This window comes from Methylomonas methanica (assembly GCF_001644035.1).
In the GTDB taxonomy this organism is placed as follows: Bacteria; Pseudomonadota; Gammaproteobacteria; order Methylococcales; family Methylomonadaceae; genus Methylomonas; species Methylomonas methanica_A.
Window position 1 is genome coordinate 1 of record NZ_LUUG01000123.1, and the last position, 26,496, is coordinate 26,496.

Here is a 26,496-nt window from a genome sequence, read left to right on the forward strand (position 1 = left end):
CCAGATTTGACTATTTCTCCCACCGTTGCCGAGTCCACTCTGCAACTCGGTGAATTCAGTCGCAATCAACTCGATGGCTGGGAGAAGCAATGCTCCAAAGGTGAAACTCAATACCAGCTAGAGACTATGGGCGATCTAACTATATTGAAAGCCCATAGCCAAGCCTCTGCCTCTGGCATGTTTTAAGAACAACATGTTGATCTAGAAAAAAAACACCGTTTCTCAATTGGTCCTGGCGCATTGCCAATCACCTTAAAGGGCTTAGTGAACAAAGCAAATCGGGTGACGATTATGCTGCCCGATTATATTAGGGGGATTGGCATTTTTGGCAGACCAAGGCGATAAATTATGTTTGGGCAAGTAATACCCTACAGGAAACTAGTTGGCCCAATGCATTTGCAGGGGAACAGCTCATGATGCTAGCGTTGCGTGGCCCAGAAGCCACACTTAATGCCTGGCAGACTGAAAAACGCAATGTTCGAACTGATCGGCATAGATTGTTTGGGGAAGATATTCGCTACATCGATGCCGTAGCCTTGATGACCGTTTACACAAAAATTCTTACACCCTCTTGGTTCTCAAAGGACAGACCGCGATTTGTTCAATTCGAGGCAGTCTCCTCTATTTCTCAGTATCCAAACTTATGCATCACCTGGCTTAATTGATTGTCAAGGTTCCCTCAGTACTTTGATTGACGAACTATCGCATACTGATCAAGAACACTCCTCGCGCTATATTGATTGAAGCATTTGTTAGCAAGGTGTTTTTTAGAAATGCTGCCTAAACATTAAACAGAGAACGATGGGCGCGCCAGGTTTTCTGTCGCCAATTCGAATCCATTTTCGCTATCCGGGCCACGTTGGCATAGAATCGACAATCACCCGATCAATCTAGCGAGAGGATTTATAGTGGCACACGCATCGATAGCTATTGTTTTTGCATTAATTTTGGCGTTAGTTGGCATAGTCTACGTGATCTGGCAGTTACGCAGAGTACTTGCTTGTGAGCAGGGCAATGAAGTCATGCGACGCATCAGTTCTGCGATTCAAGACGGCGCGGCAGCGTTTCTAAACCGGGAATATCGCATTCTGTCTGTGTTTGTTGCAGTTGTGACCACAGTGATTGTAATTTTCCTGCAATGGCAAACTGCTGTGTCGTTTGTGGTGGGTGCAGTTGCCTCAGCCGGTGCCGGTTATCTGGGGATGTACGTGGCTGTGCGTGCCAACGTGCGCACCACAGAAGCTGCTCGAACTGGATTGCACTTAGGTTTGCAGGTGGCGTTCGCTAGCGGCGCCATCATGGGCATGTCGGTGATCAGCTTCAGCTTGCTGGGCATGACCAGTTTATATTTGCTATTCAGTAATGACCCTAATTGCTTGATTTACATTACCGGATTTGGTTTTGGGGCTAGCAGTATTGCCTTGTTTGCCAGGGTGGGTGGCGGCATTTTTACCAAGGCTGCTGATGTTGGCGCTGATTTGGTGGGGAAAATTGAAAAAGGCATACCGGAAGATGATCCGCGGAATCCGGCAGTCATCGCCGATAACGTCGGCGACAATGTCGGTGACGTGGCAGGCATGGGCGCGGATTTATTTGAAAGTTATAGCGGGTCGATTATCGCGGCCGCCACCTTGGGAGCCGCTTTTGGCGGTGATGCCGCCGGCGCGTTTATCGCCTTACCGTTTTTGATTGCCGCCGTCGGGGTGATTTCCTCGTTGTTTGGTATATACGTAATCGTCGCCGACAAAGATCCCAACTTGGCTGCCGGTACTGGTTTTGTGGATAAAGCACTCGCCCTGCTGAATAGCCAAGTCGCCGATATTAATGAAGACGCCAGTCTGCAAGACCTACTGGATGCCTTACGCCATTCGGTCTGGGCGGCTTCGGCGCTGGTTTTGATGTTGACCTTAGTAACCGTCATAATTTCAGGGGTACATTTCAACTACTGGCTGGTGATTCTGGTGGGCTTGGTGGCCGGTAATGCCATCGCCTACGCCACGGAGCATTACACCTCTTACACTGAAAAACCCACGCAATCCATTGCCAAAGCCTGCGAAACTGGTGCTGCAACCACCATCATTCAAGGGCTATCGGTAGGCATGATGAGTACCGTGTTTCCGGTGCTAATTGTCGCGGTGGCCATTTTGGTGAGTATCTGGCTGGGGATTAAGGCGGATGGCTCGATTGCCGCCGGCTTGTATGCAGTAGCGCTGGCCGGCGTGGGTATGTTGAGTACCCTTGGCGTAACTCTGGCCACCGACGCTTATGGCCCGGTGGCGGATAACGCGGGCGGGATTGCGGAGATGGCTCATTTACCGCCGGAAGTCAGGCATCGTACCGATGCTTTGGATAGTTTGGGAAACACCACGGCAGCGACTGGTAAAGGCTTTGCTATCGGTTCAGCAGTTTTAACGGCTTTGGCTTTGGTGGCAGCCTATGTGAGTGCAGCCAAGATTGAAAACCTGGATCTGCTCAATCCCACCATGCTACCCGGCATTTTAATAGGTGCCATGATGCCATATCTTTTTTCGGCTTTAACTATGACGGCTGTCAGTAAAGCAGCCTACGCCATCGTCATGGAAGTGCGTCGTCAATTCCATGAAATTCCCGGTCTGATGGAAGGTACGGCGTTGCCCGATTACGCAACCTGTGTTGATATCAGCACCGAAGGGGCGTTGCGAGAGATGATTTTTCCCGGCATGTTGGCTGTTGTCGTGCCACTTTTGACCGGGTTTATCCTCGGCAAGGAAGCACTCGCGGGTATGTTGATTGGTACCACCGCATCGGGTTTTCTGTTAGCCGTGATGATGGCCAATGCCGGAGGTGCCTGGGATAACGCCAAGAAATGGATTGAAACCGGGGAAAGCGGCGGCAAAGGTTCGGATGCGCACAAGGCCGCTGTCGTTGGCGACACGGTAGGTGACCCTTTCAAAGACACCAGCGGTCCGGCCTTAAATATTCTCATAAAACTGATGAGTATTGTCAGTTTGGTATTTGCGACGGCATTCGGTTCGGGCTGGTTTAGTTTTTAAACTAGCCGTTTAGTATGCTGCGTCACCAAGGGGAAGACGAAGTTCTATATTTGCTTTTCCACTTAATGTTTAAAACTCATTAAGGTAGCAGTCGTTTGTTTTGGCTTCTACCAATCAACACTTTAATTTGGCTTGAGTAAGGTGAGTGGATTTTGGCACGAGCGAGGCAGGGATAAGGTCAATTTGCCCACCGAAAACCGGACGCTCAATTGGGTACAGGATCCCTTATATAGTTGAAATTGGATAGTGACCTCGACCGGCAGGTAATGGCGTGCGCCGTGCGAAGGCGGCGCTTTATCAGTGGGTGAGAGACCCACCCGGCTAAATCGCTCCGGCCTGAGGCTGGACTATTGGAAAGGTTTGCGGTATCCATCGAATAAATGATGAATTTCCTCAAGACCGTCTTCTATTGACCAAGAAACCGACTTTGACAATAAGTCCAGCAAAATCACGCCGTTTACCGCTGCGTCTTCGCTAATAGCCGTTTTTAATCGTTGGCTTAAATGCAGGTTGATAACTTGTAAATTTTGATAAAGCGCGAGCAATTCATCCAGTTCCAGCGAATAGGGCAGCTTGTCTTTTTGGCGAAAATACTGTGCCAGCAGGAACATGGTCGTTACCCGGTATATCGTTTCAGTTTGATCGGCCAGCGGTAAATGAAAGCGGGCCATCGGTTTTAAAAATTCGGTATGCGGACATGGGCTGGTGGCCATGATCAGGCCGAGAATAGAACTGGCGACATGTTGCGCTGTGGTATCGGCGCGTATGGTTCTCCGGTCGGTAATTACCTCTACGGTCATTTGCTTGTGGGACACCAAGTGACCGCATAAATCCAACAGCGACACCAAATTAATCGCGACAGGACAATGCGGAACCTGTTCCGGATTTAGCGGGCAATTGCGGCATTGTTGATACGTAAGCTCCGTCCAAAAAGGATAGGGCGGTGGTGCGGCGGAAATCAGCGTCATGCTTTGTTTGTCAACTTCTATCAGGAAATCCGTGCTGTCGTAATCTTCCGCACTCAGGCGGTAGGTGAAATGTAGGATGTCTTCGGACATATAATCTCGGCAAACAATTGATGGGCGTGTCGCGACGGGTGGGTTTAGTGCTGCTAAACCGTGTTGTTGGGCGATTGTAGGGGCGCCGCAATCGACTGGCAAGGCACATTAATACGGCGAGTTTGGCTTGAGTATAGCTGCGGCATTCAACTAAAAGGGGCTGCCTCCGGCTCCATGTTACAATCGGCGGCTCTAAAAACATAATCCCATAAGGCTTTACCATGCAATTTATCAAACTCCCCGCTATTGCTTTGCTGCTTTTATCTTTTAATGCCGTAGCGGAAGTACAGCTGACCAAAGCCGATCTTCTGGGTACATGGCAAATCGACAAAGAATCGAACACCAGCGATGGCAGCAAAGCGCGCAGCTCCAATACCACCTGGACGTTTAAAGAAGACGGCACGATCGAGGGTATGACCCATGAAAACGATTCGCATGCCAGAATTGACCAAATGCGCGCGGTGCTGAATTATTCCGTTGAAGGCGGCAAAATTGTCAAACAGGCCGCGCCGGGTCGTTCAAAGATGGAAACCTGTGAGGCTATCGAAAAAGCCGGCAACAATATGGTTTTAAAGTGTCAGACCGTTTATTTCTTTATGTCTAAAAAGTAAGAATATCGGCCAATCCCGAGAGCGTGGTAGATAGGTTTAATCCATTTATTTGACGCGCTTTGCTCTCGGACGGGATGTGCTTACCGGTTTAATGTGAGAACAGGAACTTTGATTTTGGCGGAGCAGACGCAGTGTTTGTCTGATTTTGCGGAGCGCTGTTTATTTGATAGCGATATTGAGCAAAAACTTGTTTTAACCCATCGAGCCAGGCAGTTGTTAGATGACGGCCTGCTGTCTTTGCAGGCAGCAGGAGATGTATTGCCGATCAGTCATACGGTATTCCCGAGCAGGCCGACATTATTGATGCCGCGCGATATGCCCAAGCGTCGCTTGGATTCCAACGAAGGCAAGGCAGCATTTTTTCACGCGCTGGCGCATATCGAGTTTGTGGCAATTTATTTGGCTTGGGATATCGTTTACCGATTTCGCGGTTTGCCTGACGATTTTTATCGGGATTGGCTGACCATTGCCGACGAAGAGGCCCAGCATTTCGAGTTGATCCGCAAGCATTTGCTTGGCTTGGGGTTCGATTACGGCGATTTGCCCGCGCACCGCGGGCTGTGGTCGCACGCCGAGGACACCTCAGACGATATTTTGGCGCGATTGGCGATCGTGCCACGTTGTATGGAGGCGCGCGGTCTGGACGTCACGCCAGCCATGATGGATAAGCTCGCTGCCATCGACGATCAGCCTGGAGTGGCAATTTTAACGCGGATTTATAACGACGAAGTCGGGCATGTGGAACGTGGTTCCTATTGGTTCAATACCTTGGCCAGCCAGCGCGGTTTAGAACCCGAACATTGCTTCAAGGACTTGATTCTGAATTATTTCAAGGGCAAACCCAAAGGCCCCTTTAACCGAGAAGTGCGTATAATCGCCGGCTTCTCGAATAACGAAATCGATTGGCTGGAGGAGCGTTTGCATGAATAACAAACCGGTTTTTGATTATCCACTGTTTGCGATGGGTTTTAGGGCTTTCTTCGCGCTGGCGGGTTTATCGGCTCTGGCTTTGATTGCGCTGTGGAATTCGATGTCGAGCGGTTCATTGCATATCGATAACTATTTCAGCGGCAGCACTTGGCACGCTCATGAAATGTTGCTTGGTTACACGACGGCGGTGATTGCCGGCTTTTTGCTCACTGCGGTGAGAAACTGGACCGGCTTGCAAACGGTTACGCCGGATCAGTTGGCGTCGCTTTGCTTTCTGTGGATTTATGGCAGGGTTTTGCCGTTTTATTCGGAATTATTGCCTGATGTGTTGATCGGTGCCGTCGATTTCGTCTTTCTACCAGCCTTGGCCTATTTCATTAGCAAACCGATTTTGAAAACCGCGAATTACAGGAATCTGGTGTTTATCGCGTTATTGCTGTTATTGGCCTTGGGCAATGGCTTGATCCATGCCCAAGTGTTGGGTTTTATGGCCGATAGCGCCGCGCTCGGTCTGATTTTGGTGGTTACCGTCATCGTCGCGATGATTTTGGTCATAGCCGGCCGGGTGTTTCCGTTTTTCACCGAACGCGGTTTGTCCGGTGTCATTTGTATTCGCAATCCCGCGCTGGATATCGCCGCTGTAGTAGTGAGTCTGGCGGTATTTGCACTATTGATGCTGAATATCTCCGGCGCCTTGTTAGCTATCGCTGCGGTAGCGGCGATTGTGATCAATATTGTGCGGGTGGCTGCTTGGTACAATCCGCGGATTTGGTTTGTGCCTCTGCTGTGGGTTTTATACGTCGGCTACGGCTGGTTGATTCTTGGCTTTGGTTTGGTGTCCTTGGCGGCTTTTGGCCTGGTACCGCAATCTTTGGCTTTACATGCTTTTACCGTGGGCGGTATCGGCATTTTAACCTTGGGTATGATGGCGCGCGTCGCCTTAGGCCATACCGGCAGAGCATTAAAAACGTCGAATGTAATGGCGCTGGCGTTTGTGCTGATTAATCTGGCCGCATTGTTTCGGGTGCTGTTTCCCGCCATCTTGCCGGCTTGGTACGGCGGTTTGGTGATGGTTTCGACTTATTGCTGGTTGGCGGCATTTTCGCTGTTCGCGTTTTATTACGCACCGATATTGACAACGTCGAGACTGGATGGCCAGGCCGGTTAAAAGCGTTTACGGTAATAAAAAAGGCGGCTTGATCGCCGCCTTTTTTGTGGGTAACGCTTTTTATTGCGCGCTGTAGTGAGATTGGATGTAGCGCTCGACCAATTCCTGGAACTCGCCGGCGATATTGTCGCCTTTTAAGGTCACGGTTTTTACGCCGTCTTCAAATACCGGTGCTACCGGTGATTCGCCGCTACCCGGCAAACTGATGCCGATGTTGGCGTTTTTGCTTTCACCGGGACCATTGACCACGCAGCCCATGACCGCGACTTCCATGGTTTCCACGCCTTTGTACTTGTCTTTCCAGACCGGCATTTGGTCGCGTAAATATGCTTGAATGTCTTGCGCCAGTCTTTGGAAGTAGTCGCTGGTGGTGCGGCCGCAACCGGGACATGCGATAACCATCGGTGTGAACGAACGGAAGCCCATGGTTTGCAGAATTTCCTGACCAACGATCACTTCCTTGGTCCTGGCAGCGCCCGGTTCAGGTGTCAGTGAAATCCTAATCGTATCGCCGATGCCTTGTTGCATCAATACACCCAATGCGGCAGAAGACGCAACGATGCCTTTCGAACCCATGCCGGCTTCCGTCAAACCTAGATGCAGCGCATAATCGCACCGGTTAGACAGGTCCTCGTAAATGCTGATCAATTCCTGCACGTTGCTGATTTTGCAAGACAGGATGATTTTGTCTTTACCTAAACCAATCTCTTCAGCTTTAGCGGCGCTTTCCAGCGCGGACAAGACAATAGCTTCGCGGGTAATAGCCGGCAATTCCTTGGGGTTGGCCAGCAGGCGATTTTCGTCCAGCAGACGAGTCAGAACCGCTTGATCCAGACTACCGCCGTTGACGCCGATCCGCACCGGCTTATTGTATTTGCAGGCAAATTCGATCATTTGCTGGAATTGCGGGTCGCGAGCCTTGCCTTTGCCGACGTTGCCGGGGTTGATGCGGTATTTAGAGAGCGCTTGTGCGCAATCCGGATATTTTTCCAGCAACTTGTGGCCGTTAAAATGAAAGTCGCCGATAATCGGCACTGAAAAGCCTTTTTGCTCAAGCTGGTTGACGATTTCAGGGACTGCTTTCGCCGCTTCCTCAGTATTGACGGTGATGCGAACCAGTTCGGAGCCAGCTGTCGATAATTCCATGATCTGTTGAACGCTTCCTGCAACATCAGCTGTGTCGGTGTTGGTCATGGATTGAACTACAATCGGAGCACCGCCGCCGACTTTTACGTTTCCTACCAAAACCTGTTGGGTGTGTTTTCTGGGGCTTATCGACATAGAATTGTTATATACGAAAAATCAAAGTTATCTGAAAAATACCAAGTATTTCACTTAGGATATAAATTATACCTCCATAGCTACAGGACGAAAGAGCAAATTGTGCGGATAAATTACTTTTCTGATGTGCATTTAGAATTCGGCGAGCAGAGTTTGCCGGAAACTGACGCGGATATTGTCGTGGCGGCGGGCGATATCGGGATTTTCAAACAAGGCGTCGAATGGTTGAAGTCTATCGGCAAGCCCGTAATATACGTGGCCGGTAACCACGAGTTTTATGGTTACGAGTATCAACAGACCCTCAGTATGTTGCGCAATGAATGCGCGGGCAGTCAAATTCAGTTTTTAGAAAAAGATCAGTTTATCTTCCAGGGTGTGCGTTTTTTAGGTTGCACCTTGTGGACGAATTTATTTATCGAGGGCGCTGAAAAAGCCGAAGCGCTGGGAAAAACCTTGAATGACTTTCGTAAGGTGTCGTTTGCAGGCCAATCTTTCGAACCCAAACACTTTGCCGAACTACACCGGGAGTCTAAATCCTGGCTGGAGCAACAACTTGCCACACCCTTTGCCGGCAGGACTATTGTGGTTACGCACCATGCGCCCACCGAATGGAGTTGGATCGATTCGCCCAACGTGCTTAAAAAGCTGGCGTATTGCAATGACCTGAAACCTTTGTTTCACGAGTATGAAATAGCCGCCTGGTTTCACGGTCATGTACACAATTTGGGCGATTACCGGATTGCGGATGCCCGCATTTTAAGCAACACCCGGGGGTATGTCGGGCGCAAGTATGTCAGCGGTTTTGATATAGATAAAGTGGTTGATATTTGAGCAGTATTTCCACTTAAGTCGGGCGTTATCGCGCGGCTTCCAGGGCTACAAACCTTGGGATTTTCCGTTGAGAAAGCCGATAACTTGTGATGTAATGAACATGTTTTGTCTTGAAGTGCCCTTTGGGAGCAGTGTTTCCGAATGGGCTTTTTGCTGCAACTAGTCTGGGGAGCAGGCGTATTAACTATGCAATTTAATATAAAGAAAGGTTTGGATTTGCCTATAACGGGCGGACCCGAACAAAAGATAAGCGATGGTAACAGCGTCAAATCGGTCGCCCTATTGGGTGCCGATTATATTGATCTGAAGCCGAAAATGATGGTTGCCGAAGGAGATAAGGTCAAATTAGGACAGGCGCTTTTTTCCGACAAAAAAAATCCTGGCGTCAACTTCACCTCGCCCGGCGCGGGCGTGGTTAAAGCCATTAACCGCGGCGACAAGCGTGCTTTGTTGTCTGTGGTCATTGAATTGCAAGGTAATCAGCAAGAGTCTTTCGCCAAATACGGCGAAGCCGAGCTAGGCAATTTGACTCAAGAGCAGGTCAAGGAAAATTTGCTGGCATCGGGATTGTGGACTTCGTTTCTGACTCGTCCTTACGGCAAAATTCCTGCTGTCGATACCGCTCCTAGTTCAATTTTTGTCACGGCAATAGATACTCGTCCGCTTGCGGCGGATCCCGCTGTCATTATAAAGGAACGCGCTGCCGACTTTGCTAATGGCTTGACTGTGATTTCCAAGTTGACATCCGGTAAAACCTATCTTTGCAAAGCCACCGGTACAGATGTGGTTGTTAATCAAGCCGTTCAGGTAGCCGAGTTTTCCGGCCCGCATCCTGCCGGATTGCCAAGCACCCACATTCATTTCATTGATCCGGTCAATATCCATAAATTTGTCTGGCATATCGATTACCAAGCGGTTATTGCTATCGGCGCATTGTTTACCACCGGTAAGTTGAATGTAGAACGCGTCGTTTCTTTGGCTGGCCCTACGGTAAAAAACCCTAGATTGGTGCGCACAAGAGTGGGCGTGAACCTGGAGGATTTAGTCGCCGGTGAATTGCAGGATGTCGAAAATCGCGTGATTTCGGGTTCTGTTTTGTATGGCCACGAGGCTACCGGATCGGCGGCATTTTTGAGTGTCTACAGTTTGCAGGTTTCTGCTATCAAAGAAGGTCGTGATCGCGAGTTTTTCGGTTGGATCGTTCCCGGTAAAGACAAATACTCGGCCTTGAATGTTTACGTGTCCAGCAAAGATCGCAAAGACAATCGTCTGTTCCCGTTGACCACCGACAAGAATGGCAGCAATCGGGCCATCGTGCCGGTAGGCGTCTATGAGTCCGTCATGCCTTTGGATATTTTGGCTACACCTTTGTTGAAAGCGATTGTAGTCGGCGATACCGATACTGCACAGTCTCTTGGCTGCCTGGAATTGAGTGAAGAAGACGTGTCTTTGTTCACCTTTGTCGATCCAGGTAAACACGACTTCGCGCCTGTGCTCAGAGCTAATTTAACTAAAATCGAGAAGGAAGGATAATGTCGGCTAGAGATATTTTAGATAGCATAGAGCCGCATTTTACAAAGGGCGGCAAGTTTGAGAAGTATTACGGTCTCTACGAGATGGTGGATACTTTCATCTACACACCGTCCGATGTAACGCGCGGCAAAACCCATGTTCGTGATGGTAATGACCTGAAGCGGACCATGACCTTTGTGGTCATCGCCACCGCTTTTTGTATTTTGATGGCTTTTTACAATACGGGGTACCAAGCCAATTTAGCAATGCAAACGATGGGTGTTGAGACTATCAACAACTGGCGTAGCATTTTCATGGATTTGTTGGGTTACAACCCCTACAACCCGATATCCTGCCTGATGCACGGTATGTTGTATTTCTTCCCGGTTTATATCACTACCTTAGCGGTGGGTGGTGTCTGGGAAGTGTTGTTCGCAACTGTACGTAAACACGAAGTCAACGAAGGTTTCTTGGTATCGTCAATGTTGTATACCTTGATCCTGCCGCCCGATATCCCACTGTGGCAAGTCGCGTTGGGCATTTCGTTCGGTATCGTATTGGGTAAAGAAGTGTTTGGAGGTACCGGCAAAAACTTCCTGAACCCTGCGCTTACTGGTCGTGCGTTCCTGTTCTTCGCTTATCCTGCTTCCATTTCAGGCGATGCGGTGTGGGTTGCCGTGGATGGTTATAGTGGAGCTACTGCTTTGTCTCTGGCTTCTGCAGGCGGTGTGGAGGCGATTCAAGCGAGTTTCAGTTGGTTCCAAGCCTTCTTAGGATTCATCCCTGGCTCAATGGGCGAAACATCGACCTTGGCCTGTATGCTGGGTGCGGCATTTTTGCTGTACACGCGTGTGGCTTCTTATCGCATCATGGCTGGCGTACTGATCGGTATGATCGTTATGTCCACATTGTTGAACATCGTTGGTAGCACAACCAACCCAATGTTTGCGATGCCTTGGTACTGGCACATGGTCGTTGGCGGTTTTGCGTTCGGTACAGTGTTTATGGCAACCGATCCTGTCTCTGCCGCTGTGACCGACACCGGTCGCTGGATTTATGGCTGCATGATCGGCGTGATGATTATCATCATTCGGGTTATTAACCCGGCTTTCCCTGAAGGTGTGATGCTTGCAATTCTTTTCTCAAACATGTTTGCACCATTGATTGATTACTTTGTTGTTCAAGCAAATATTAGAAGAAGGATCAAACGCCATGCTTAATGCCGAGAAAAAAACCTGTAAGTACAACGAGCAACTCTGCAAGTACTACGAACAGTTCAGAGTTTACGCCGACAGAATCCTGGCTTTAAGCAACGACAGCCTGGAAAAGACCGTTAATGTGGCTTTGGCCTTATGTTTGGTTTGCGCTGTACTGGTATCTATCGCAACAGTGGCTTTACGGCCTTTGCAAGGCTACAACAAAGCCTTGGACATGAAGAAAAATATTCTTGATGTGGCCGGTTTGTTGGAAGAGGGTACTGATATCGACCAAGCCTTTGCGGAAAGAATTGAAAGCAAGATTGTCGACCTTAGAACAGGCGATTACGTAGACAATATCAATGTCGACGAATATGACCAACGTAAGGCTGCCAAAGATCCTGCCCAGAACGAATTGATTCCGGTCGAAAAAGATATTGCCAGCATCCGTCAAAAAGCCAAATACACCAAAGTGTTTTTGGTTAAAAACGGCGATCAGTTGCAATCCATCATTCTACCGATCAACGGCTACGGTCTGTGGTCTACCATGTATGGTTTTTTGGCGTTGGAAGCTGATGCGCAAACTGTACAAAGCATCAACCTGTATGACCAAGGTGAAACCCCTGGCTTGGGTGGTGAGGTAGTCAATCCTAACTGGCGTGCGTTGTGGAAAGGCAAAAAAGTCTATTCCGACAAAGGCGAAGTGGCTTTGACTTTAGTTAAAGGTGGTGTCGATTCCAGTCGCCCGGATTCTGTTTACAAAGTTGATGGCTTGGCTGGCGCAACCTTGACCAGTCGTGGTGTCAGTAATTTGATCCAATACTGGATGGGTACCGAAGGTTTTGCCACCTATCTAAACAAAATTAGAAAAAACGGTTAGGACTTATTATGGATAAAGAAACTAAAAAAGTATTATTCGAACCGTTGGTCGATAACAACCCAATCACCTTGCAGGTGCTTGGTGTGTGTTCCGCGCTGGCGGTAACTTCGCAAATGTCTACCTCACTGATTATGGCTTTGGCTTTGACCTCGGTGACTGCCTGTTCAAGCGCTGCGATCAGTGCGGTGCGCGAGCATATACCGAGCAGCATTCGGATTATCGTGCAGATGATCATCATTGCTTCGCTGGTTATTGTGGTCGATCAGTTGCTTAAGGCCTTTGCGTTTGATGTCAGCAAGAAGTTGTCGGTATTTGTTGGGTTGATTATCACCAACTGTATCGTCATGGGGCGTGCTGAAGCCTATGCTATGAAAAACCCACCACTGCAAAGCTTTGTAGATGGTATCGGTAACGGTCTGGGTTACAGCTTGATTCTGGTCATAGTGGCTCTGTTCAGAGAAACTTTGGGTTCAGGCAAACTGCTTGGCTTCGATGTATTGCCGCTAGTCAAAGACGGTGGTTGGTATGTGCCTAACGGCATGATGTTACTGCCGCCTAGCGCGTTTTTCATCATTGGCTTGATCATCTGGGGTTTCCGTACCTGGAAACCGAAACAGGTTGAACACAATGAGTTCAAAATCATGTCGATTGCTCACGGTGAAGGAGGGCACCACTAATGGAAGCCTATATCAGTCTATTTGTTAAAGCGGTTTTCATTGAAAACTTGGCGCTGTCATTCTTCCTGGGCATGTGTACCTTCTTGGCGGTTTCCAAGAAGATTTCTACTGCAATGGGTTTGGGTATCGCGGTAATGGTGGTGCAAACCCTGACGGTGCCTGCGAATCAGTTCATCTATCAAACCTTGTTGAAGGAAGATGCACTGGCTTGGATTGGAGTTACCGGCGTTGATTTAAGCTTTTTAAGCTTGTTGAGCTGTATCGGTATGATTGCTGCGATCGTACAGATTCTGGAAATGATTTTGGACAAATTCTTTCCGGCTCTGTATCAAGCCTTGGGTATCTTTTTGCCGCTGATTACCGTGAACTGTGCGATCCTGGCAGGAAGTTTGTTCATGATCGAACGCGACTACAATTTCGGCGAAAGCGTGGTATACGGTATAGGGAGTGGTTTTGGTTGGGCTTTGGCGATTACCGTCATGGCCGGTGTGCGTGAGAAATTGAAATACAGCGATATTCCTGCTGCATTGCAAGGTCTGGGCATCACTTTTATCACTGCCGGCTTGATGTCTCTGGGCTTTATGGCTTTCTCTGGAATTCAATTATAAGGGTATCGTAATGCTGGAAATTGCATTAGGTGTTATTTTCTTCACGGTCATCGTGATAGCGCTGGTGTTTTTAATCATCGGCGCCAAGAGTAAATTGGTGGCCTCCGGGGATGTGGAAATTCTGATCAATCATGAGAAGAAAATCCGTGTACCGGTTGGTTCTAAGTTGTTAACAGCATTGGCGGATAACCAACTGTTTGTCTCCTCCGCTTGCGGCGGCGGCGGCACTTGCGGTCAATGTAAAGTAAAAGTGCATAGCGGTGGCGGCGATATTCTGCCGACCGAGCAATCGCATATCACCAAGCGCGAAGCGGCGCACGGCGAACGTCTGGCTTGCCAAGTGTCCATCAAACAAAACATGGACATCGAAGTCGAAGACAGCGTATTCGGTGTTAAAAAATGGGAATGCACGGTTAAGTCCAACGACAACGTGGCTACTTTCATTAAAGAGTTGGTGTTGGAATTGCCGGAAGGCGAAGCTATCAACTACCGTGCCGGCGGTTATATACAAATCGAATGTCCGCCACATGTTTCTAAATATGCGGATATGGATGTTGCCGAGGAATACCGTCCTGATTGGGATAAATTCAATCTGTGGCGCTATGTGTCGGATGTAAAAGAACCAACCTTGCGTGCTTACTCCATGGCATCCTATCCTGAAGAAAAGGAAATTATGCTGAACGTCAGGATTGCCACGCCGCCTCCAGGAGCGCCGGATGGGATCCCGCCGGGTATCATGTCTTCCTTTATCTTCAATCTGAAACCAGGTGATAAAGTGTTCGTTTCCGGTCCTTACGGCGAGTTCTTTGCCAAAGAAACCGATGCGGAAATGGTCTTTATCGGTGGCGGTGCCGGTATGGCGCCGATGCGTTCACATATCTTTGATCAATTACGCAGACTGAAATCCAAGCGTAAAATGACTTTCTGGTATGGCGCGCGTAGCAAACGCGAAATGTTTTACGTTGAAGATTTCGATATGCTGGCCAAAGAAAATGATAATTTCGAATGGCATGTGGCATTGTCGGATGCCTTGCCTGAAGATAACTGGAAAGGTTACACCGGCTTTATTCACAACGTTTTGTTCGAGGAGTTCATCAAGAATCACCCGAACCCTGAAGACTGTGAATACTACATGTGCGGACCGCCAATCATGAACTCTTCAGTCATCAACATGCTGCTGGCTAATGGCGTTGATCCTGAAAATATCATGCTGGATGATTTCGGCGGTTAATTTATATTAATCTGACGCGAAAAACGGGGAGCGATTTACGAATCGCTCCTTTTTTCGTTTCAACGATTAGAAAAACAGGAGAAAAAAATGGGTTATTTTTTAGTGACTTTTTTATTTATGTTGATCGTTGTTGCCGTAATGGCGGTCGGTGTGGTTTTCGGTCGGAATGCTATCAAAGGGTCTTGCGGCGGCACCGGTAACTGCGTCTGCAGTGAGAAATGCGACAAAAGAAAGAAATTTGAAGCTGAGCAAGCTCAAGCATTGGAGCAACATTAACACGTGTTGCCCAAAGAAATAAACCAAGCTATTTGGGGGCGATAACTTTCCGAAAGGTTAAGTTTATACGTCCTTGAGTCAGCTTAGGATAAATAGGAATACTATGCAGCCAGTGATGTTGGAAATCGGGCTGCATAATCAATAATGTTCCACTAGTGAGTAAGATACCGCCGCTTTCCGCGGTTTTTTTATGCCGAAATGCAAATTGTCGGGTTGCTCCCAAGGTCAATGACGCGATAAAGGGTTGTTCTCCCAACTCCGCCTCGTTATCCGCATGCCAACCCACATAATCCTCGCCGTTTCGATATAAGTTCACCAAAACGGAATTAAACGAAAAGTTTAAGCAGTGTTCGACTTTTTGCCGAATATCCGTGAGTAATGGCGTCCACGGCCGAGTTTGTAACAGATTATTGCTGTAGCTATAACTTATGCCCGGGTCGGCGTGCCAGGTTTGCAGCCGAGGTAACGTAAACGCCCGACCGGCAACGCTGTAACAATTGTCGGGCCAATTCTGTTCTTGCAGCAAACGCCGATAGATACCTTCACTTTCGGCCGCGTCGTAAAAATGTTCGATTACCTTAAGTTCCTTGTTGGCTGTCATTCGCCAGGCAACTCCTGCTGAATTTTTATATGCGCGGACAACGCACTGTCCATCGTTGTAACGTGCAGCAAAAACCACTGCGGCAGACGCTCTTTTACAAAAGCACGGCCAAAGGGGATTAGCCCTTTGTCGATGCGGGTTTTAAACTGTTTGAATTCGCCCAAAACCCGTTGATGTTCGCCTTTATGTTCAGTTTCCGCCGGAAATCCGCATTGCGCCATTAACTGGTTTTCACGTTCAAAATGTTCCTCTGTGTGCTCATATAATCGCTGAAATAACCCAGGGAAGTCGGTGTTATTGGCTTTATCCAATTGATTTACCAGATCAATAAATACGCCGTGATCGGTATCGATAAGCTCGTCGCCAACACTCAGAGGAATGGTCGTTTCAAATATTGTCATATAAACACTCGTGTGATCCTTAAACTACTTCAATCAAGCATGTTTTGTGCCTGACAATTGCCAGCTATAAACTAGAGGGAAGAGCGTTCGTTAATCGCTAGTGGTTGTTAAATCTTTAATCAGGGATTACCTCTTTAACTTCGCTAACGAGACGACCATCAGCTAATCGAGTATCGATCAGCTCTCGCTTGGCTAACTGTTTAACCGACTTGATTAGCTGCGAGCTGTCGCGTCGTTGCACAATAGCATAACCCCGCTCCAGCGTTGCCAGAGGACTAACTGCGTGTAAGGTTTGTGCCGCCGCGTGTTGCCGGCTTCTCAACGTCGTTAGTTTAATTTGCATGGAACGGCTTAAACGTTGCTGGAAGTAATCAAGCTGCTGCCGATAGCCGTGAATTGCAGCCATCGGTTGGTGACTGTTCAGACGATGCTCGTTCAGCGCCAGTCGCTGGCGGCGCAATTGCAAATCGCCTTGTAACGCACGATTCAAGCGTTGTTCCAATTCGTCCAAGCGCTGGGCATTGCGCTGCAATTTTTCGCCCGGATGCTGGGTTTGCAGGGCTTTGTTCAGCCAGGTCAAACGCAGTTGCTGGCGTTGCAATTTGCCTTCAATTTGCCGAGTCAATTGGCGCTCGATGTCGCTAAAGCGGTTCAGCCAAGCGGATTGATCCGGCACTGCATGCTCGGCAGCAGCAGATGGCGTCGGTGCGCGCAAATCCGCGACGAAATCGGCGATGCTGAAATCTACTTCGTGGCCGACTGCGGAAATCACCGGAATTTGGCTGGCTGCTACCGCCCGGGCCACGATTTCTTCGTTAAAGGCCCACAAATCTTCCAGCGAGCCGCCGCCGCGCGCCAGAATGATTACATCCACCAAGTCTTGTTTATTTGCAGTGTCCAGCGCGGCGCTTATTTCAAATTTGGCGCTGTCGCCTTGCACTGCTACTGGATAGATCAACACCGGGATGGCCGGGAAGCGCCTTTTCAATACGCTGAGGATGTCGTGAATTGCCGCGCCGCTGGCCGAGGTGATGACACCGATTTGCTTCGGCAATTGCGGTATTGGTTTCTTGCGGTTTTGCTCGAACAAGCCTTCCTGCAATAGTTTCTGTTTCAGGCGTTCGTAAGCCACTCGCAACGCGCCGTCGCCGGCTTCTTCCAATTGTTCCACCACCAACTGATAGTCGCCGCGCGGTTCGTACAAACTGACTTGCGCGGTGGCGACAACTAGGTTGCCGTTGGCTGGTTTGAAACGCAGCCGTTGCTGTTGGCTTTTGAACATGGCGCAGCGGATCTGGGCTTGCGCATCTTTCAACGTAAAGTAGTAATGGCCGGAGGAGGGTAGGCTGAGATTGGAAATCTCGCCTTGTACCTGTACGGTCAAGAAGTGGCCGGCCAGCAAACGTTTGGCTTCGCGGTTTAGCTGGGATACGCTGAAGATGTGTTCGGAATTACTCATCGAATGCTTGAGAGTGAAGGGCGAATAGGTTGAAAATCGTATTTTACGGCGGTTTGCCGCAAATAACAGACGCTTTTACTTTGCGGAAGTGTTTCCGGGTAAGCTGCGCTAGAATGGTGCTTGAATGAACGTTTCGGCTTTGGAGAACAAGGAACTACGGATGCATGAACATCAATTAAGTAACTGGCAACATTCGCACGATTTCGCGCGGATCAATCGCAAAGGCGAGCGGCGTACCAAATGGGTGTTGCTTCTGACGTTTGCGACGATGATTGTGGAAATCGTCGCCGGCATGCAGTTTCATTCGATGGCTCTGCTGGCAGACGGTTGGCACATGGCCACACATGTGGTGGCTTTTATGATTGCAATCTTCGCCTATCGTTACAGCCGTATCCACCAGTATGACCAAACCTTCGCGTTTAGTCCCGCCAAAGTTGGCGTGTTGGGCGGATTTGCCAGTTCTATAGCCCTGGCGATGGTAGCCTTGGTGATGATTGCCGACTCGGTGCAAAGGCTGCTGATGCCGGAAATCATTCGCTTTGACGAGGCGATTTTAGTAGCGCAAGTGGGTTTGTTGATCAATCTGTTAAGCGCGCTGTTATTACGAGACCATCACGATCATCACCATGGACACGGGCATAATTCTCACCATGACCATGACCATGACCATGACCATGACGAGCACGATGACAATGAGCACGATCATCGTCCCCATCATCAGGATCACAATCTACGGGCTGCGTATCTACATGTAATGGCCGATGCGTTAACTTCGGTATTAGCCATCGTCGCTTTGGTTGCCGGCAAATATTACGGCTGGGTGTGGCTGGACACGGTGATGGGTTTCGTCGGCGCGGCAGTGATTCTGGTTTGGGCTTACGGTTTAATCAAAGAAACCAGCCCGGTATTGTTGGACCAAACCATGAATCCTAAATATACCCATGCCATACAAGCCGTGCTGGAGGAAGACGGCGAATGCCGTGTCAGCGATCTGCATGTCTGGCCCGTTAGTGCGAATCATTATGCGGCAATCGTAGTTTTGGTCACGCAACAGCCAAAATCGCCCAGTTATTACAAGACGCTGTTGGTCAAATTCGCGCAACTCGACCACATTACAGTGGAGGTCAACCGTTGTAATGGTCAGGATTGCGTTGCAGAATAATCGCGTCGTTGCCGATGAATTCAATTTGGCAGTGATAATGCGCCGCTAACCAATGAAATGTTGGCCGGGAGAAAAAAGCAATGTGGGTCTGATCGTTTTTGTAATGCCATTTAGCAAAGGCTTCGGCATCAATGACCAATTTAGTCATAATGCCTAGCCAGCCGCCGGGTTTCAATAACGCGAATAGTGTGTCGAATTCGCGTTTTGGCGCACGGAAATGCTCTACCACCTCGGTGCAGACGATAAAGTCGTAAGCTTGTTGTAGGTGCTCAGGAAAGTCCGCATAGAATGGGTCGTAGACACTTATTCGATGACCTTGGGCTTTTAAGAGATTTGCGAGTGCCGGGCCGGGGCCGCAGCCGTAGTCAAGGCCTTCAGAATTGTTAGGCAATCTTTCCAGCAGAGGCGTCGCCAAGCGCGATAGAAATTCAATGTAGCCCGGATCGTCGATGGCGTTTTGATGCAGATCATAAATAGCCTTTTCCTGGCTTGGCGATAAATGCTGTGTGCAATCGACATATACCAATAAGCAATTCTGGCAACGTTTGTAATCACGTTTTGAGTCGCTGTGAAAATGACGGGAATTTGAGCTACTACAAAGTGGGCAGGATAGTGCCGGCATAATTAATTTGGGCTTTTGCTTGACGCGTCGGGGATATGCTGTAGAATGCGCCGCTCTCTACTGCGGAGCGGTAGTTCAGTTGGTTAGAATACCGGCCTGTCACGCCGGGGGTCGCGGGTTCGAGCCCCGTCCGCTCCGCCACTTTCTTGTTTTACCCGCGTTTTCATTGCATCGTTGAAGTGGCATTCATCATGAATATCTGCATACATTTTAGTTTGCGATATTCCTAAACCGGTGCCAGATAATTTTGAATGTAAGCGTCAAGGTTGGATCATTACCGGCTACTCGCTCGTCTAAGATAACTTGATCCACCCAGCAACCTTCGTCGATTTCATCAGTCTCCAGTTCAAACGGTCCGTTATGCCGGCAGCGGTAGACCTGAATAAATTCCATACCTAAATCGGTGCTAGGCTCCAGTTTGAATAAGGCTTCCAGACTCTCGACAGATACGCCCAATTCTTCCTGTAATTCACGCGGCGCGCAACTGGCATAGCTTTCGCCAGCGTCGACATGGCCGGCAGCCGAGGTGTCCCATAAACCTTTGTTCAAGTCTTTTTTCATCGAGCGCTTTTGAAGAAATAACTGTCCTGCATCGTTGAAAACCAGAATATGTACAGCCCGATGGCGCAGTCTGTTGGCGTGAATGACCGATCTTGGTTGTTGGGCAATAACGGCATCGTCTTTATCGACGACATCGAGAAGTTCGTTGTGCATGTAAACTATCGATTCCTGAGGCAAGGTCGTGTATGGTAGCTGTTTTTAGTGCATGTCGCAGAGAACATATGGCAAGAAGAAGCGAACATAGTCAGGAACAAATTAAGGAAATGGTGTTGGTCGCCGCAGAAACCATCGTCATAGAGGACGGATACAGCGCCCTGACGGTGCGAAAAATAGCGATGGAAATCGGCTATACCGTGGGCAGCATTTATATGGTATTTGCCAATATGAATGATTTGCTGACCCACGTTAAAGGACGGACACTGGACGAGTTAGCTAAACAATTGCTCCACTGTGTACCGTCCGCCAGCGTCGAGCAAAATATTCTGATCTTGGCGGAAACCTATCTAAATTTTGCCGCCCAGCATTTCAATCGCTGGCGAATGATCTTCGATATCCAGAGCGAGGAGCCCCAGCCTGACTGGTATCTACAAAAGGTGGAGCAGATGTTTGCCATTGTCGAGGTGTTGTTTATACAGCTTACGCCCGGCAGCTCGCCCGAGCAAAGCCGACTGGCTGCCAGAACCTTGTGGAGCGGCGTGCATGGTATATGTATTTTGTCGCTAACCGCCAAACCGCAAGTCAGCGATATTGAAGCATCCAAGCTAAGCGTTGATTTGTTAGTGCAAACCTTTATTCAAGGCTGGAAGGCGCTTGCTCCACTTCAGGTAAATGCCAAACCACCAGAAAAGTAGCCGCCAGCAGCAGCAAACCCAGGCCGATTAGCGCCGCAATTGGCGTTACATGTTTGGCAGCAGCTAGGGTATAGCCGCCGACCGACAATAACATTGCCACATTCTGGAAAAAATTCTGCATCGCTACCGCGCCGCCGCTGCCTATGCTTTGTTGACCAAGGTCCTGAAGTGCCGCGTTGATCGGCACTATAAACATGCCGCCGGCCATACCCATTAAAAACAACACAAAACGTGCCGGCCAAACCGCCTCCGTAAAACTAAGGGCGATGATGAAGATACTCATCAAATATGCCGGGATGCGGGCGCGACGCAAATGTTCCAGCGGAATCAAGCGCGGAACCAGCACCGAGCCGGCGATGATGCCGATAGCCAGAAACAGCGTCAGATTGGCAATATCGCTGGCGTTATGCGTCATTAACACCAGCGGCGCCCAGGCAATAATGATGACCCGCACGCTGGCCGCGGCCGCCCAAAATAAAGACGCGCCCAGCACCGCGAACCGTGAGCGCGGCATCGCCAGAAAAGTTTTAACTTCCAAGTAGAACAGCCTAATTTTCGAGCCGGACGGTGGCGCTTTACGCAAACCAATCGGCAAGAATAAGGTGGTTGCAGCCGAAATCAAAAACAAGACTATTGTGGCAATCAAGGCCCAAGTGGTGGAATGGTCGGCCAGCTTGGCGCCGACCACCATGCCGGTCAATATTGCCAGTATCGTCGAGCCTTCTATCCAGCTATTGGCTTTGACCAGGCCGTCGTGGCCCGCCAGTTCCGGCAAAATACCGTACTTGGCTGGACTGTACAAGGCCGCGCCGACACCGACCACACAATACGCCAATAGCGGCTCGACCTTAAACAACAATAAGCCGGCACCGCAAGCTTTGATCAGATTGGCGACAATCAACACCCGCGATTTAGCATGGCTGTCGGCAAATCCGCCTACCCAGGGCGCCAAGACCACGAATGCCACCAAAAACACGCTTTGCAAAGCCGGTACGTACCAACTGACCGGATGCGCGTCCTGCATCACCATCGCGATGACAGTAAATAAAATGGCGTTGTCGGCGAACGCGGACAGGAATTGCGCGATTAGAAGGGGATAGATATGTTTGCTCATGGCGTTAAAAGGTAGTTAAGTTAGGCAAAGCGCGTTCAATCCGACTCGACGTTGCCGCCTTCCAGTAAGCGCGCAGCTAACGCGGTAGCTCCTGGATAATCGGTTTTTCCGGTCGCCAATACCGGCAGCTTATCCAAGACAAACACTTTTTTAGGTAGATTGATGGTGGCGACACCGGTCGAGGCTTCGGCCAACTGTTTGGCGTTGGCGTCGCGGCGGGTCGTCAACAGGACGAGTTGTTCGCCTTTTTTCGGATCGGGCAGGCTGACGACTACGTGTTGCGCTTCCGGCCAGGCGTGAATGGCCAATTGCTCGACGGCGGTCAGCGACACCATTTCCCCGCCTATTTTCGCGAAGCGTTTGCTGCGGCCCTGAATGTGAATAAAGCCTTCTTCGTCGACATGTACGATGTCCCCGGTATCGTACCAGCCTTCGCCATACGCAGCGGAGCAGGGCGGCACTAATACGCCGGGGTTGTCCGGCAACAGATAGCCTTTCATGATATTCGGGCCGGCGACATGCAATTTTCCGGCATTTTCGATACCGGGCACTGGCTCCAGTTTGTGCAGCATATCCGGCATGAAGCGACCGACGCTACCGGCTTTGTAGTCCATCGGCGTATTCACCGAAGTTACCGGCGAGGTTTCCGTAGCGCCATAGCCTTCCAAAATACGGATGCCGAATTTGTCCAGCCAAGTGGTGCGGGTGGATTCCTGTAATTTTTCCGCACCGGCGACTACGTAACGCAAGGAGAAAAAATCATAAGGGTGGGCTTTTTTGGCATAAGCGGCCAGAAAGGTATTGGTGCCGAACATGATGGTTGCGCCCACCTCGTAAGCCATTTCCGGATTCACGGCATAATGCAGCGGCGAGGGGTAAAAGAAGCTGGTCATGCCATTCAAAATCGGCATCATCGTGCCGACTGTGAAGCCAAAAGAATGGAACATCGGCAGAAAGTTCAGCACCACGTCTCCCGGTCCGAAATCGATGCGAGATCTGATTTGCTTGTGATTGGCGAGGATGTTGGCATGGGACAGCACCACGCCTTTCGGCAAGCCTTCCGAACCCGATGTAAACAATACCACCGCCGCGTCATCGGCATCGTAGTCGTGGCTTTTGTACCAAAATCGTGCGGTTTTAGCCTGCAGCAAGCCGATTATTTTGTCGAAACTTGATAACGATGTCGCCAAGTCTTCCAGGTAAATTAGTTTGACGTGTTGTGCCAAGGTTGCGGCTTCATCTCCCAATTTTGCTAGCTCAATGAATTTGCGTGAAGTCAGCACAATATTGATTTGCCCGGTGCGGCAGGCGGCGGCCATTCCAGCGGCGCCTATCGAATAATTCAGCATCGCCGGTACCCGTTGATAAATTTGTAAGCCCAGCACCACGTTCAGTGTCTTACAACTATTGGGCAGCAACACACCGACATTCTCGCCGGCTAGCGTGATGGCTTTGATCAACTTACCTACGATGATGCTGCGGGTGATCAGCGCATCGTAACTTAGCGGTTTGCGCTCCAGATCTTCCGCAACAGTATAGCGCCCGCCATGCAGTGCGCGCGCTTCCAGCAAGGCTGAAAAGATGGTTTGTTGGTAATGACTGGTGGCAAACATCATTTCAGTCATAATGTCAGCCAGAATGTGGCCGCTATGTTTGCGGCGGGCTTTGCCGGTCACATCGCCGTGAGTCTCGATTAGGGTTGGCGGTTGGATATGAATGGCGATGCGCGGAAACCAGTGTTGACGCACGCCGCCCAGCTTGGAAAAGCGGCTGTATTCGGCGCCTTCGATGCGAATCGGCAGCAAGGTTGCGCCGGATTTATCCGCCACCATGCCGGTGCCGTCGTAGATTTTCATCAACGAACCAGTCACGGTGATGCGGCCTTCCGGAAAAATCACGGTTTTGGTGTCGTTTTGCAAATGATGGATCAATGCCTTTAAAGACAAAGGATGCGTCGGGTCCATCGGAAACACTTTTGATAAACGCAAAAACGGTTTCAGCCACCAGCGTTCGGAGATTTGGGTATTGATCGCAAAGGTGATGTCGTCCGGCAAAAACACGCCCAACAACAATGGATCGAGAAACGAGGTGTGATTGGCGACGATCAACACGCGATTGCCGGCTTTAGCGTAATTTTCCAGTCCGTGGACCTTCACTCGATAGACTAGCGTCAATAGCCAGCGTAAAACAACTTTTAACATAGTATTCCTCCCGTAAGCGCATATTAGCAGACAGATTGCGATTTGCCGGAAGGCACTATAAACATAAATTAAACCGTGTTCAATTAAAATTTTTCATTCCGAAAACACAAATAAAAAAAGCCATCTCTCCCGAGATGGCTTTTGTGGGTTTATAACGCAATCGGAAACTATCTATAAAAGATTGCGCAGACTTCTTTAGCCCTTATGCCGCAATTTCTCTTATGCTTTTGCGAGCGCCAAATACCGCTAACAAACCCGGAACAAACAAAAATATCGAGGCTGGCAAGGGCACTGCTGCCGGTATGGCAGTGACCTTAACGTTCCCGCCTTGCGCTGTCCCGCCGATTGATTTGCCGTTGAAAGTATAAATTTCTGATGAAGCGCTGATATCGATTAAGTAAGCAGTATTAATCGCGCTAACGATAAGCGCTTTGAATGTAACGGTGCCCAGTAAAGTGGGACCAGCGATATTTAAGCCCTCTGTTGCAGGGCTGTCATAGGCTATAGCCTCGGCAAAGTGTATCGACCCAGGAGCAATGCTTTGTATAAAGCTTGCATCTGTGTCCGTTCCAAAAACAGTGGCGGTGCTTAGCGACTGGGCAGACAAATTGGCGCTGTTATAAGTCAGATAGATATCGAAGCCACCGAAGTCCGGTAAACCATCGGCATAAATATTGGCGTCAAAAAACGAGCCTACAGTAGTGGTATAGATATTCGAATTATTTGGAAATTTAACACTTAGCGTGGTCGCTTCAGCCGTATGGAATATGCCGGTGATGCTCAGTAAAATCAGTTTGATAAATAATTTTTTGTTCATATGGATTCCGTGGAGTGTGATGCCGGTGCTAGTCGCTCCCGGCATCATCTTAAAAGGTGCGATGTGAATTAAGGTTTAGGCGTAACCAAAGCACATTTCGGTAGGGTGCATAGCGTTGCGGCTTTTCTGTAGTCGGCGATATTCACTCTTAGGTCACCATTCAAATCGGCAGTATTTCCAGATATTACAACTTGACCGTATTTGGCTTTGATATTGTTCAAATCGAGCAAATCTATGTCGTTATCGCCGTCCGTATCCCCAGGGCCGGTTACCTTTACGGTATAGGCTTTAGAAGCCGCAGTCCCATCGGTATCACTTGCGGATACTGTAAAATTAAACACGCCGACTTTTGATGGCACACCGGATAACAAGCCGGTGTCCGAATCGATTGCCAACCCGTTAGGTAACGCACCGGTGGTAACGTTTACAACGTAGGGTGTATTACCGCCGTTAGCGACAGGCCGTTGCGGAAATAGCTCATTGACACTGCCGTTTTGCAACGCATCGACCATGCTGAACGGTGTGGCAGCTAAAAACTCGGTCATTTGTGCACCCAAATATTCACCAACGATGGCTACTGTGCTGCAATCAAAACTTTGAGTTTCGCCAAAAGCGTCTGTTACGTCCACGACGTCTAATCCCGAGACGCCGTCCGCACCGACTGCGTCACACATGGCTTCGCCTTTTTCACCGTCTATGGAGGCAGCGGGGCCCGCATAGGCATAAAACTCATAGCGGCGGGTAATGACTTTGTCACCATTTTCGCCCATATCCTCGGCTTTGCCGGTTAACTCAGTCTTCTTGCTGCTGGCGCCGTTCCGTGTTTGTAATAAATGCCATTCTGACTCAACTTCGTCAGGTTCGCCGTTGGTCCAGTCAGGGAGATTGTCGCCATCATGGTCATCACTAATCAGATCACCCAAGGCCAAAGGCCGGGTTTTATGCGTTTTGGTTTTGATGACCTTAACCCAGCTAGGTTCGCCAAATTCTTTAACCACGGGTTGCGGAACGACGGGTGCGGGAATAGTCGCAACGACTTGCGCAGGAATGCCGACGATTGGGGGAGTAAAATCAAAAACGGGCGTGCTGATAAGTAGCGATGGACCGACAACGACTTTGCCGCTGGCGTCTTTGACTAGCCAGTTGTACTTAACTGCACTGTAGGGATTGGTGTTTCCGTAAGCAAAATGCACACCAAAATGCTCGCAACCAACGTTTTGAGCCAAGTTATAGCAAGACGGGGCGCTATTAGGCGGTAAAAAATTAGTGAAGCCAGTTTGAAAGCCGCTGGCTACCGGTTGTTCATAACGAACAAACGTTTTTGGATGCGCCGGGTCGGTAAGGTCTTCACGAATTTTTCCGTAACCATAGTGATTACCTGGGTAAGTGCTGATCACGGAGTTATAACTAAATCTG

Annotated in this window: 25 protein-coding genes, 1 tRNA gene and 2 pseudogenes; 17 read left to right on the top strand and 11 right to left on the bottom strand. The window is 49.3% G+C overall.

Features of this window, described 5'->3' with window-relative positions; all coding sequences use genetic code 11:
- The 3 genes and pseudogenes from A1332_RS26180 to A1332_RS22275 all read left to right on the top strand — a co-directional run.
- Nucleotides 1-186, top strand: a pseudogene (locus A1332_RS26180) (hypothetical protein); the annotation flags it as partial.
- Nucleotides 187-239: 53 nt separating this feature from the next.
- Nucleotides 240-665: pseudogene (locus tag A1332_RS26185) on the top strand (DUF3047 domain-containing protein).
- Nucleotides 666-908: 243 nt separating this feature from the next.
- Complete coding sequence (locus A1332_RS22275) at nucleotides 909-3,032, top strand: sodium-translocating pyrophosphatase (protein WP_157204084.1); 2,124 nt, start codon at nucleotides 909-911, stop codon at nucleotides 3,030-3,032.
- A 347-nt stretch (nucleotides 3,033-3,379) separates the two neighbouring features.
- On the opposite strand, the gene A1332_RS22280 is transcribed toward A1332_RS22275, so the two are convergent.
- Complete coding sequence (locus tag A1332_RS22280) at nucleotides 3,380-4,090, bottom strand: DUF6901 family protein (RefSeq protein ID WP_064010602.1); 711 nt, start codon at nucleotides 4,088-4,090, stop codon at nucleotides 3,380-3,382.
- Between the two features lie 221 nt (nucleotides 4,091-4,311).
- Between A1332_RS22280 and A1332_RS22285 the strand changes: the two genes are divergently transcribed.
- The 3 genes from A1332_RS22285 to A1332_RS22295 all read left to right on the top strand — a co-directional run bounded on the left by A1332_RS22285 (nucleotide 4,312) and on the right by A1332_RS22295 (nucleotide 6,799).
- Nucleotides 4,312-4,701, top strand: coding sequence for a lipocalin family protein (locus tag A1332_RS22285; protein WP_064010603.1), 390 nt, complete (start codon nucleotides 4,312-4,314; stop codon nucleotides 4,699-4,701).
- Nucleotides 4,702-4,836: 135 nt separating this feature from the next.
- The gene (locus A1332_RS22290) at nucleotides 4,837-5,631 is read left to right on the top strand and encodes a ferritin-like domain-containing protein (protein WP_231890388.1); all 795 of its coding nucleotides are present in this window, start codon (nucleotides 4,837-4,839) and stop codon (nucleotides 5,629-5,631) included.
- Nucleotides 5,624-6,799: an NnrS family protein gene (locus A1332_RS22295; RefSeq protein WP_064010605.1), complete on the top strand. Its 1,176-nt coding sequence runs from the start codon at nucleotides 5,624-5,626 to the stop codon at nucleotides 6,797-6,799. Before A1332_RS22290 ends, A1332_RS22295 begins: the two co-directional genes overlap by 8 nt.
- 60 nt (nucleotides 6,800-6,859) lie before the next feature.
- Here the strand turns inward: A1332_RS22295 and ispG are convergent, their stop codons facing one another.
- Nucleotides 6,860-8,080: a flavodoxin-dependent (E)-4-hydroxy-3-methylbut-2-enyl-diphosphate synthase gene (ispG, locus tag A1332_RS22300; RefSeq protein WP_064010606.1), complete on the bottom strand. Its 1,221-nt coding sequence runs from the start codon at nucleotides 8,078-8,080 to the stop codon at nucleotides 6,860-6,862.
- Nucleotides 8,081-8,182: 102 nt separating this feature from the next.
- On the opposite strand from ispG, the gene A1332_RS22305 reads away from it, so the two are divergent.
- The 8 genes from A1332_RS22305 to nqrM all read left to right on the top strand — a co-directional run bounded on the left by A1332_RS22305 (nucleotide 8,183) and on the right by nqrM (nucleotide 15,291).
- Nucleotides 8,183-8,911 (top strand): metallophosphoesterase, encoded by a 729-nt coding sequence (locus tag A1332_RS22305; protein ID WP_064010607.1) that lies wholly within the window; start codon nucleotides 8,183-8,185, stop codon nucleotides 8,909-8,911.
- Nucleotides 8,912-9,097: 186 nt separating this feature from the next.
- On the top strand, nucleotides 9,098-10,444 hold the full coding sequence (locus A1332_RS22310; protein ID WP_064010624.1) for a Na(+)-translocating NADH-quinone reductase subunit A: 1,347 nt from the start codon (nucleotides 9,098-9,100) through the stop codon (nucleotides 10,442-10,444).
- Nucleotides 10,444-11,643 carry an NADH:ubiquinone reductase (Na(+)-transporting) subunit B gene (locus tag A1332_RS22315; RefSeq protein ID WP_064010608.1) on the top strand — a complete coding sequence of 400 codons (1,200 nt, stop codon included), beginning with the start codon at nucleotides 10,444-10,446 and terminating at the stop codon, nucleotides 11,641-11,643. Before A1332_RS22310 ends, A1332_RS22315 begins: the two co-directional genes overlap by 1 nt.
- Complete coding sequence (locus A1332_RS22320; RefSeq protein WP_064010609.1) at nucleotides 11,636-12,499, top strand: Na(+)-translocating NADH-quinone reductase subunit C; 864 nt, start codon at nucleotides 11,636-11,638, stop codon at nucleotides 12,497-12,499. The genes A1332_RS22315 and A1332_RS22320 overlap by 8 nt, the downstream gene beginning before the upstream one ends.
- An 8-nt stretch (nucleotides 12,500-12,507) precedes the next feature.
- Nucleotides 12,508-13,176: an NADH:ubiquinone reductase (Na(+)-transporting) subunit D gene (locus tag A1332_RS22325; protein WP_020481963.1), complete on the top strand. Its 669-nt coding sequence runs from the start codon at nucleotides 12,508-12,510 to the stop codon at nucleotides 13,174-13,176.
- Complete coding sequence (gene nqrE, locus A1332_RS22330; protein ID WP_064010610.1) at nucleotides 13,176-13,784, top strand: NADH:ubiquinone reductase (Na(+)-transporting) subunit E; 609 nt, start codon at nucleotides 13,176-13,178, stop codon at nucleotides 13,782-13,784. The genes A1332_RS22325 and nqrE overlap by 1 nt, the downstream gene beginning before the upstream one ends.
- A gap of 10 nt (nucleotides 13,785-13,794) precedes the next feature.
- Nucleotides 13,795-15,015, top strand: a complete 1,221-nt coding sequence (gene nqrF / locus A1332_RS22335) for an NADH:ubiquinone reductase (Na(+)-transporting) subunit F (protein WP_064010611.1) — start codon at nucleotides 13,795-13,797, stop codon at nucleotides 15,013-15,015.
- Between the two features lie 87 nt (nucleotides 15,016-15,102).
- Nucleotides 15,103-15,291, top strand: coding sequence for a (Na+)-NQR maturation NqrM (gene nqrM / locus A1332_RS22340; RefSeq protein ID WP_064010612.1), 189 nt, complete (start codon nucleotides 15,103-15,105; stop codon nucleotides 15,289-15,291).
- A 28-nt stretch (nucleotides 15,292-15,319) separates the two neighbouring features.
- Here the strand turns inward: nqrM and A1332_RS22345 are convergent, their stop codons facing one another.
- The 3 genes from A1332_RS22345 to xseA form a co-directional block, all read right to left on the bottom strand.
- On the bottom strand, nucleotides 15,320-15,892 hold the full coding sequence (locus A1332_RS22345) for an alpha-ketoglutarate-dependent dioxygenase AlkB family protein (RefSeq protein WP_064010613.1): 573 nt from the start codon (nucleotides 15,890-15,892) through the stop codon (nucleotides 15,320-15,322).
- Nucleotides 15,889-16,293: a bacteriohemerythrin gene (locus A1332_RS22350; protein ID WP_064010614.1), complete on the bottom strand. Its 405-nt coding sequence runs from the start codon at nucleotides 16,291-16,293 to the stop codon at nucleotides 15,889-15,891. The genes A1332_RS22345 and A1332_RS22350 overlap by 4 nt, the downstream gene beginning before the upstream one ends.
- Before the next feature lie 115 nt (nucleotides 16,294-16,408).
- Nucleotides 16,409-17,752 carry an exodeoxyribonuclease VII large subunit gene (gene xseA, locus A1332_RS22355; RefSeq protein WP_064010615.1) on the bottom strand — a complete coding sequence of 448 codons (1,344 nt, stop codon included), beginning with the start codon at nucleotides 17,750-17,752 and terminating at the stop codon, nucleotides 16,409-16,411.
- Nucleotides 17,753-17,876: 124 nt separating this feature from the next.
- Here xseA and dmeF point away from each other — a divergent pair, with 124 nt between their 5' ends.
- On the top strand, nucleotides 17,877-18,914 hold the full coding sequence (dmeF, locus tag A1332_RS22360) for a CDF family Co(II)/Ni(II) efflux transporter DmeF (RefSeq protein WP_231890389.1): 1,038 nt from the start codon (nucleotides 17,877-17,879) through the stop codon (nucleotides 18,912-18,914).
- On the opposite strand, the gene A1332_RS22365 is transcribed toward dmeF, so the two are convergent.
- Nucleotides 18,877-19,440, bottom strand: coding sequence for a class I SAM-dependent methyltransferase (locus A1332_RS22365; RefSeq protein WP_231890390.1), 564 nt, complete (start codon nucleotides 19,438-19,440; stop codon nucleotides 18,877-18,879). The genes dmeF and A1332_RS22365 overlap by 38 nt on opposite strands.
- Nucleotides 19,441-19,600: 160 nt before the next feature.
- On the opposite strand from A1332_RS22365, the gene A1332_RS22370 reads away from it, so the two are divergent.
- A tRNA-Asp gene (locus tag A1332_RS22370) sits at nucleotides 19,601-19,677 on the top strand.
- Nucleotides 19,678-19,746: 69 nt separating this feature from the next.
- Here the strand turns inward: A1332_RS22370 and A1332_RS22375 are convergent.
- Entirely contained in the window at nucleotides 19,747-20,250 is a 504-nt protein-coding gene (locus A1332_RS22375; protein ID WP_064010617.1) for an NUDIX hydrolase, read from the bottom strand.
- Between the two features lie 68 nt (nucleotides 20,251-20,318).
- Between A1332_RS22375 and A1332_RS22380 the strand changes: the two genes are divergently transcribed.
- On the top strand, nucleotides 20,319-20,948 hold the full coding sequence (locus A1332_RS22380) for a TetR/AcrR family transcriptional regulator (protein ID WP_064010618.1): 630 nt from the start codon (nucleotides 20,319-20,321) through the stop codon (nucleotides 20,946-20,948).
- Here the strand turns inward: A1332_RS22380 and lplT are convergent.
- The 4 genes from lplT to A1332_RS22400 all read right to left on the bottom strand — a co-directional run.
- A complete protein-coding gene (gene lplT, locus A1332_RS22385; protein WP_064010619.1) occupies nucleotides 20,887-22,062 on the bottom strand; it encodes a lysophospholipid transporter LplT in 1,176 nt (391 codons plus the stop codon). The genes A1332_RS22380 and lplT overlap by 62 nt on opposite strands.
- 35 nt (nucleotides 22,063-22,097) lie before the next feature.
- Nucleotides 22,098-24,263 carry an AMP-binding protein gene (locus tag A1332_RS22390; protein WP_064010620.1) on the bottom strand — a complete coding sequence of 722 codons (2,166 nt, stop codon included), beginning with the start codon at nucleotides 24,261-24,263 and terminating at the stop codon, nucleotides 22,098-22,100.
- A gap of 202 nt (nucleotides 24,264-24,465) precedes the next feature.
- The gene (locus tag A1332_RS22395) at nucleotides 24,466-25,080 is read right to left on the bottom strand and encodes a cohesin domain-containing protein (protein ID WP_064010621.1); all 615 of its coding nucleotides are present in this window, start codon (nucleotides 25,078-25,080) and stop codon (nucleotides 24,466-24,468) included.
- A gap of 68 nt (nucleotides 25,081-25,148) precedes the next feature.
- The coding region (locus tag A1332_RS22400; protein WP_197491536.1) for a putative Ig domain-containing protein at nucleotides 25,149-26,496 on the bottom strand (1,348 nt) is incomplete at its 5' end.